Source organism: Corynebacterium sp. HMSC074C04 (assembly GCF_001838295.1).
Classification (GTDB): domain Bacteria; phylum Actinomycetota; class Actinomycetes; order Mycobacteriales; family Mycobacteriaceae; genus Corynebacterium; species Corynebacterium amycolatum.
Genome location: NZ_KV836270.1, coordinates 118,302 through 127,473 on the forward strand (window position 1 = coordinate 118,302; position 9,172 = coordinate 127,473).

Genomic DNA, 9,172 nt, shown 5'->3' on the forward strand with positions numbered 1-9,172 from the left:
CAGACAGGCTAGTCCTCCGCGTCAGCCGTGCCTTCAGGATCCGCGTCGGCCGCAGCGTCAGCATCAGCTTCGACATCAGCACCCGACTCGGGTGCTGGCCACGGCAGCTCGGTGACATCACCGTGGAGGACGTGAGCCACCAACGCATCGGCGATGAGAATATCGCTCATCACCAACGTCGGAACCAGGTCCGCCAGCTGAGCCCACATCGGAATCAGCTCACGGACAGCGGCGACACTGGCATCAGAGTTCTCAGCCTGAGTACGAGCCAATACGCGAGCAGCCACTGCAATAAGTAGCGAAGTGCCTGGCACCAGAGTCCAGTGCAGCGAAGGGTCATCCGCATCGATGCCGTCGAGCTTGTGGAAGCGCACATTGACCGCCTTGCGCAGTCGCGGTGATGCCTTCGACACCGTCTTGAACAACACCCGAGAGGCGGCGGCAAGCTGGGTCATCACACCGGATTCCACAATCTCAGCACGATTGCGTACCACTTCGTAGATTGCTGTGAAGCGAGCGTCATCGTCGGTCAGCGGACCCGGGACCATGCGGTACGGATCAAAGACCTGCGACAAAATAGCACTGGCCTGTGCTTCCGGCAGCGAGGTAATCTGCACCGAGCTCTGGTCGATAGTGGCGGACTCCAGAGTGGTGTCCTGGCCGCTGGCAGCAATGTCCAGCAGTCCCTGGCCACCAGTTGTGCGCAGGTAATCCAGCTGACGAGAACGGTCCACGCTCTCATCAGTGAGATCCGCCAATGCTGCCAATGCACCGAGCCACGGCACACGGCGACGCCCCGGCACCGGCTTAGTAGCGCTGAAGTCTCCCAGCACGAGTCCGGAGGCGATAAACATACCCGGCTGATCGTCGAGCGCAATGACTGAACGGTTCAACGCAGCCAGACCTGCGCGGGGTTCAGCACACAGGATTGCACCCAACCTAGGTGCGGCCAGCAGCGGATTCGCCTGCGCCATGTCGGTTGCACGACCAGCGCGCAAGGTCGCCAGCAGCGTCCACAAACGTGCGAGCTGATCCTGATTTAGCTCGCCCCACAGTTCCTGCACGCGAGCAACGGGATCGGTGTCCTCGCCATCGAGGTCAACAGCCTCGGCATCATCGACGTGATGCAGAATGGTCGACCCGGCCGCCGGCCACTGCGGGTGGCGTTCCTTCTCCACACCGAGAGTCACCTGCGCGACAAATGGGCCAAGGCCGCGGAGCTCGTCGGGAAGCTCGCATTCAGCCTCCACGACTTCCAGAGCGACGGGTTCACGCCACGGCTGACCGGCAGCCCAGAGCCACAGAGTCATCGGCAAGTGCGAAACATCGTCCGCGACATCAACCTCGATGATGTCAGTGGCTTCATCATTGAAGGCAATCTGGCGGATGGCATCGCGGGAGGAAGCCTCCACCAGCGGTACAGACAGGCGCTTACGTCCCGTCACACGTGTCCAGTCCAAACTGATGCGCAGAGCCTTCAGCAGGGAGATACGGTCAGCGAACTTGCCGAACTCCGCGTAGCCAGTATCGCCGAATCGCTTGATGGGGACGCGACAGATGTCGCGCTCACCGCTGGAAACTGCAACATGCGCATGGCGCAACTCACCCGGAGCATTGACGACAATCTTGCCGAAGGCATCGACACGCTTGGGACGAGTGACCAATGTAGTGGTGCGGCGGGCGACGGATTCGTCGGCAAGCGGAACCTCAAACTGCAGCGTGCCTGGCGTGACCTGCAACTGCAGCCATGCGCCCTCGTCGGTGGAAAGCTCGACGGCACCGGTGACTTCGTCCGCCCCGAGGCGCACGATAGCGGGCTCGGCATTAAGCGGCTTTTCGCCGGAGACAACGCGGATGTCAGCGGGGCTCAGACCGTCGACGGTTGGGATGCGGAAGCCGTCACCACCACCGCTGTAAGTGATCGTAAGGTCTGCCTGCTCCGCAATGGCGAAGTGCTTCTGGAAGCTGCGGCCACGCGGATTGACCAGGCGAACCACGAACTCGCCGACCCACGGATAATCGTCATCGGTAAGGATCTCAACCTCGCCACCCGCGGCGGGTACGTCAAGGTCATAGACCATGACGGAATCCGTGGTAAACGCACCATAGCCGCCAAAATCGGTGACGATGGCGCGCCAGGACTCGTCCTTACCGGACAGCGTCGGCGGGAACACAGCGACCGGACCACCGGCGTAAACCGGGGTGCCGTAGGCAGACACGGTGCCGTCGAGACGCGCGTGGAGCATGGTCATTCGCGGTTGACGCTGCGGTGACGCTGACCGAACCTCGCCCGCCGCCCCGGACCGACGAACCTGAACTGCATGAACATCGCGAAGATCGATCTCAGCGACTTGCCACAGCTCCCAGTTAAATGGGCGCGGGTCCGATAGCAATGGCATCTCAGCACCCGTGACGGGGTCAACGAGTGTGGCATCAACCGGGTAGACCACCGTAGCGGACGTCGAGTGTAGCGAGACCTTGTCTGTGACCGACTGACCGTCGGCACCGAAAATGAGAATCGGGTCCTCAGTGCTAATCGCCGGAACTCGCCAGTGCTTCTCATCGCCGATTTCCACCAGCACATCGCGCACCGGCTCATCGATGGTCACCACTGGACGCGGCAGCGAATCCTGCAGGCCCACCACCGGGGTCGTTGCTACCGTGCCGCCGAAGGTGACACGCCAGGTCCGCCCCGCCGGATCCAGCGGCGTCGGTAGCTGTACGCCAACGGTCTGCGTCAGCTCATCGAAGTACAGCTGCGGGCGTCCGGTCGTTGCCACCACGCCCACGGCTTCACGACGATTCGCAGTACCCGCCGGGCGCATACGCAGCTCTTCACGTGCAGCGGCCACCAGCATGGGCGGAAGGCCCGCATCGAGCTGACCGAGTTCTTCCCGAGCCTCCCAGTTGGCCGGATCAGCGGCGGTGGCAATGGCGTAGCCGAGGGTTGCCTTAAACAACTTGTGCGCCTGACGAGGTGCCGTCCTGGCCAACTGACGCAGCGCCAGCGGATAGACACCATCTTCGGCCTCTGCTATTTCGGTCAGCAGCCCTTCGAGCAGCGGATGTACCTTCGACAACGCCTGTACCAGGTCATTGGCCGAAGGATTGGTCAGCTCCGCTACCCCGGCAAGTTCCTCGCAGCGCTCGATAATCAGTGGCATCACCGATAGCTGCACACCCGCGTGCAGCAGAAGCACCTGTGCCGCTTGCTGCAGCTCATCCGAATCGGCCTGGTCGCTGTCGACGTCGTTAGGCAGACCGGCATTTGTCAGCATCGTCGGCACAGCGGCGGCGAGGTGCGAGATGAGCGCGCCGGTAGTGTCAGCGTCTGGATCCAGCTGCAGAGCCGCCGGCCAGTCCAGCCACATTTCGCTTGCCGACGCAACACGCGCGGCGCGCCCTACCAGCGAGGCAAGGGTGACCAGCGGGTGATTGTCAACGACGCTCTTCGCAGCATCAATATCGGCAGCGGTACCACCAGCCAGATGATGGGCCAGGAGCGTTCCCAAGAAGCGGTCGATACGCTCAACCTCGTCCATCGACAGCCCTGACCAGACAAACAATGGCTCAACTTTGGCCTGTGTGGCAGATTCCAGCAGCCCTGGAATCCGGGTGGCCAGATCCTGCTCTGCGGCAGCCAGCCACATTTCGACAATCACGGTATTTTCCACTCGGACACCCTGGTCGACACTGCTTGCCCCAGTCATTGTGGGTGGACGCTCCCTTTCGCTACAAAGCTTGCTCGAAAAGATTCATTTAATTAATGGACCTGGGAGGACTCCCTCGGAAGTTTCCCAGCTGGACCCAGCAAGTCTAGGTCAAAAAGTCATACTCTGGTGTGCCGGGCACTAGTCGGCGACACTTCAGCGGCGAGGCATCCATGCGTGCGAGCAATTCCTCGAGGTCAGAGGCATGACGTAGCTCAATACCGACGAGGGCCGCACCAGTTTCGCGATTGTTACGCTTGAGGTACTCAAACTGTGAGATGTCGTCATCCGGGCCGAGAACATCGCTGAGGAACATACGCAGCTGACCGGGCTTCTGCGGGAAGTTCACCAGGAAGTAGTGCTTGAGGCCACGGTAGACCAGCGAGCGCTCCATGATCTCGGCATAGCGCAGCACGTCGTTATTACCGCCCGAGATGATGCAGACAACAACCTCGTCCGGTTCAAACTGCATCTGCTCAAGAGCTGCCACAGACAGCGCACCGGCCGGCTCAGCGATAATCCCTTCGTTCTGATAGAGATCCAGCTGCGCTTCACAGACCGCGCCCTCTGGCGCAATCATCGGATGAACGCGGCTGCGGTTGGCCTCCAGGATGTGCCACGGCAGGTCACCGAAGCGGGCCACTGCGGCGCCATCGACGAACGGGTCAGTGTGCCCCAGCGTGATGGGCCCATTGTTCTCCAAGGCTGCGCGCATGCAGGCCGCACCCGCAGGCTCCACACCCATGACCTGGGTGTTCGGCGACATATCCGACAGGTAAGAGGCGACACCGCTGAGCAGGCCACCTCAGCCGACCGGTACGCAGATGGTATCCAGAGTCAGCCCCTGACCGGAGAGCTGCGCAATAATTTCAGCTGCGACAGTGCCTTGTCCGACGATGGTGTTGAAAGAGTCGAATGGCTCCACCATGGTGGCACCAGTGCGCTGTGCGTCGGCACGCGCAGCAGCGGCGGCCTCATCGAAGGAGTCTCCGACAACGACAATTTCAACGGCATCGCGGCCGTGGTAAGCGATACGGTCGCGCTTCTGCTTCGGCGTGGCATTGGGCACATAGATGCGCCCCTTAATACCCAGCTGACGGCAGGCATATGCAACGCCTTGAGCGTGGTTTCCTGCAGATGCCGCAACGACGCCTGCTGCCCGCTCTTCGTCGGTGACCTGAACCATGGCGTTGTAGGCACCGCGAATCTTGTACGAGCGCACGTCCTGGAGGTCTTCCCGCTTGAGGAATACCTTAGCGCCGGTGATTTCGGAAAGACGTGGGCTGAACTGCAGCGGAGTGGCTGCAATAACCGAAGAAATTCGTGCCTGCGCAATCTGAATATCGGCCGCGTGGACAAGTCGGCGTTCGGTCTGGGAAGCAGGCACAGAATTCTCACTCATGAGCTATGACTCTACTCGGTCATACAATCGGTTGCGACAATCAGGGCCGCGATAAGCTACCCCAAAATGCTGGCCCCAATCGTCGCCTTCAAATCACCAATCAAGCTGGCGTCTCGGTCGACCCGCAAGTGCTCGCCGAGAACCAAAGTGGTGTGGGAATCACCGTCGACAAGCTTGAGGTAAACGTCCGAGTCGCCGGGATTGTCCAACAGTACGGACTTCAGCTTGGCAATCATCTCCGGTGTGCACTGATCAGTGCGCATGGTCAGACGCAACGGTGCCGACGTGGAGCCATTTCGGCCAAGATCCGGCAGCTTCAGGTCATCACAGACCACACTCATGCGGTCATCGCGGTACTGAACGCGAGCACGAATAAGCACGATGGCATCTTCAGCAATGCTGGTGGCAATCATCGCGTATGTACGAGCAAAAGCCATGACTTCCACGCGCGCGCCGTTGTGGTCCTCAATACCGATAATCGCCCAGGGCTGACCGTTCTTATTCACGCGGCGGTCAACGCTGGAGACAATGCCACCAATAGTGATTTCGGTGTTGTTAGCGACCTCCCCACCGACGACCGTGGTCAAAGCGGTATCGGTCTGTGCGGCCAGCGATTCTTCGAACCCATCGAGTGGATGACCGGAGACATAGAGGCCCAGCATTTCTCGTTCCAGGGTCAGCTCGTGCTTGCGATCCCACTTTTCATCCGGCACACGGATTTCAAAGATGCTCTCCGAACCGGTGTCCTCTTCGCCACCAAAGCCCGCAAACAGGTCGAACTGTCCCTTGTCTGCAGCCTTCTTGGTCGACAGCACCGAGTCAATGGCTTCTTCGTGAATGAGCGCAAGGCCCTTTCGTGGGTGCCCAAGCGAGTCGAAAGCGCCAGCCTTAATCAGCGACTCGGTGATGCGCTTGTTACATGGCAGCGTTTCAATCTTGTCCAGGTAGTCCGAGAAGGACGTGAACTTGCCCTTCTCCTCGCGCGTCTTCACAATCGACGCGACCACATCATGGCCAACGTTGCGGATAGCGCCGAGGCCGAAGCGAATATCTTCACCGACCGGCTCGAAATCCATACCCGACTCATTGACATCCGGCGGCAGCACCTTAATGCCAAGGTGGCGACAGTCCGACAGATAAATAGCCAGCTTGTTCTTATCATCCGCCACCGAGGTCAACAGCGCCGCCATGTACTCAGCGGTGTAGTTGGCCTTCAAGTACGCGGTCCAATAGGACACCAGGCCGTAGCCCGCCGCGTGAGACTTGTTAAACGCGTACGAGGCGAAGGGCAGAATAATATCCCACAGCTTCTGGACAGCATCCTTGGAAAAACCATTTTCCAACATGCCGCCTTCGAAGTTCACGAACTCCTTGGCCAGCACCTCGGGCTTCTTCTTACCCATGGCCTTACGGAAACCATCTGCTTGGCCCGCGGTGTAATTCGCCAGCTTTTGCGAGATTTTCATGATCTGCTCCTGGTACACGATCAGGCCGTGTGTTTCTTCCAGGATTTCCTTCAGCTGCTCATCCAGTTCCGCGTGGATGGCGTTATAAGGCTTGCGACCATTCTTAATATCCGCGTAGTCAAAGTGCGCGTTCACACCCATCGGTCCCGGACGGTACAGCGCCAGCGAAGCCACGATGTCGTCAAAGCCCGTTGGCTGCATGCGCTTGAGCAGCTCACGCATGCCGCCACCATCGAGCTGGAACACACCGAGGGTGTCGCCGCGCGACAGCAGCTCATAGACCTTCGGATCATCGGTCTGAAGGTCATCGAGCAGAACTGTCTCGCCTCGGTTGGACTTGATGTGCTCAATACAGTCACCGATAACCGTCAGGTTTCGAAGACCTAGGAAGTCCATCTTCAACAGACCGATAGCCTCACACGCCGGATAGTCCCAGCCAGTGATGATCGCGCCGTCAGCCTGTCGCTTCCACATGGGGATGTGATCCAAAAGTGGCACCGACGCCATCACCACGGCACAGGCGTGCACGCCGGTCTGCCTAACGACGCCTTCGAGACCACGAGCCGTCTCGTAAATTCGAGCCACATCCGGATCGGTTTCAATAAGCTGTCGGACCTCGGCGGCCTCGCCGTAGCGTGGGTGCTCCGGGTCGACGATGCCGCTCAGCGGAATGTCCTTAGCCATAATCGCAGGTGGCAGCGCCTTAGTAATGCGGTCTGCAATCTGGTAACCCGGCTGACCGAACTGCACACGCGCCGAGTCCTTCAGAGCCTGCTTGGTCTTCACCGTACCGAAGGTGACCACCTGCGCTACCTTGTCTTCGCCCCAGCGATCGGCCGCGTAGCGAATCATTTCATCGCGGCGGCGGTCATCGAAGTCGATATCGATATCCGGCGCGGACGGACGCTCTGGGTTCAGGAATCGCTCGAAGAGAAGGCCGTGCTCAATCGGGTCGATATTGGTGATCCACGTCGCGTATGCAACCAGAGAACCGGCAGCGGAACCACGCCCCGGACCAACCTTGATTCCTACCTCACGGGCATGCCGAATCAGCTCCGCGACGATAAGGAAGTACGACGGGTAGCCCTTACCGTCAATAACCTCAATTTCGTACTCCGCGCGCCGGATGTACTCCTCCGGTACCTCGCGGCCCTCAAAGCGCTTGCGCAGCCCCTCCATCACGTTGTGGTGCAGCCATGTCGTCGGCGTTTCCCCTTCCGGAACGTCCGCCTTCGGCATGCGGTCGTGCGGGTGCTCTTCCCACAGCTCGTCGTAGTCCTCGACGCGTTCCGCGATGAGCAGCGTGTTATCGCAGGCACCCGGAACTAGATGATCCCAGGTCGCGCGCATTTCTTCGGCGGACTTAATAAAGTAGCCATCACCGTCGAACTTAAACCGGTCCGGGTCATTGAGCGTCTTGCCCGTCTGCACACAGAGCATGGCCTCGTGAGCCTTAGCCTGGTCACGGGTAACGTAGTGGCAGTCATTCGTAACCAGTGGCGGCAAGTTCAGCTTCCGGCCAATCTCCAGTAGCTCACTGCGCACACGGGTCTCAATATCCAGCCCGTGATCCATCAGCTCAAGGAAGTAGTTTTCCTTGCCGTAGATGTCCTGCCACATACCGGCAGCCTGCAGAGCCTCGTCGAACTGCCCCAGGCGCAGACGCGTCTGCACATCACCCGACGGACACCCAGTGGTTGCGATAATGCCCTCGGCGCGTTCCGCCACCAACTCCGCATCCATTCGCGGGTACTTACTAATTTGTCCCTCATACGACGCCATCGACGACAGGTAGAACAGGTTCCGCAGACCCTGCGCATTCGCTGCCAACATGGTCTGGTGCAAGTAGGAACCGCGACCCGAGACGTCATCTCGACGCTGATGCGGCTCACCCCACTGAATGCGCTTTTTGTTGAAGCGACTCTCCGGCGCCATATACGCCTCAATGCCGATAATCGGCTTGACGCCCTTGGACTTCATCTGCCGATAGAAAGCATTTGAGCCAAACATATTGCCGTGGTCGGTGACACCGACCGCAGGCATTCCCTGTCGCGCAACCTCGTCGGCAAGCAAATCAATCTTCGCCATACCGTCGAGCATGGAATACTCGGTGTGATTGTGGAGGTGCACGAAGGAGGAGTTAGCCATGAGTCCAGATTGTAGACAATCGCCCGGACCAAACACGATTCCTTCGAACACCGCTGATCAGAAAGGCTCCGCCGCCCACGCCGTCGTCAAGCTTGACGACGACAGTCTCGCCGCGCCTGTTATCCCCCGGCAAATGGCGGCAACACGTCAAGAGTTTCGATTCCGCTCACACTGGCAGACGTGTCGATGCGCTTGCCGTCGGCGAGGAAAGAACACTGCTCCGCAACCTGACTCAGTGTTAGCCCTGAGTCTGTGGTGCCCGGGAAGCGCTGAGCTAGTTCGGCAATAACGTCAGCGACAGTGGCGTAGTTGCCTTCCAGCTGCACGGACTCTTTTCCAACTGCTGCCATTGCGGCGGCGTACAAGCGAACTTGAATCATTGAATTCCACTGCCTTACACAATCAGCGATCAAATAATTGCGTATATTAAATACTAATATACTTGC

At 59.5% G+C, this 9,172-nt stretch carries 3 protein-coding genes and 1 pseudogene; all 4 read right to left on the reverse strand.

The features are described from left to right. Positions 1-8: 8 nt before the first annotated feature. Positions 9-3,710, reverse strand: coding sequence for a hypothetical protein (locus tag HMPREF3011_RS01790; protein ID WP_070841048.1), 3,702 nt, complete (start codon positions 3,708-3,710; stop codon positions 9-11). Positions 3,711-3,816: 106 nt separating this feature from the next. Continuing rightward, positions 3,817-5,112, reverse strand: a pseudogene (ilvA, locus tag HMPREF3011_RS01795) (threonine ammonia-lyase IlvA). Between the two features lie 56 nt (positions 5,113-5,168). Beyond that, positions 5,169-8,726 (reverse strand): DNA polymerase III subunit alpha, encoded by a 3,558-nt coding sequence (dnaE, locus tag HMPREF3011_RS01800; protein WP_038625760.1) that lies wholly within the window; start codon positions 8,724-8,726, stop codon positions 5,169-5,171. 119 nt (positions 8,727-8,845) lie between these two features. After that, positions 8,846-9,106, reverse strand: a complete 261-nt coding sequence (locus HMPREF3011_RS01805; RefSeq protein WP_070628902.1) for a MoaD/ThiS family protein — start codon at positions 9,104-9,106, stop codon at positions 8,846-8,848. Between the last annotated feature and the right edge of the window lie 66 nt (positions 9,107-9,172).

Bases quoted from the DNA above. Each gene is read 5' to 3' on its own strand.
- HMPREF3011_RS01790 (WP_070841048.1), bottom strand. From the start codon at position 3,710: ATGACTGGGGCAAGCAGTGTCGACCAGGGTGTCCGAGTGGAAAATACC.
- dnaE (WP_038625760.1), bottom strand. From the start codon at position 8,726: ATGGCTAACTCCTCCTTCGTGCACCTCCACAATCACACCGAGTATTCC.
- HMPREF3011_RS01805 (WP_070628902.1), bottom strand. From the start codon at position 9,106: ATGATTCAAGTTCGCTTGTACGCCGCCGCAATGGCAGCAGTTGGAAAA.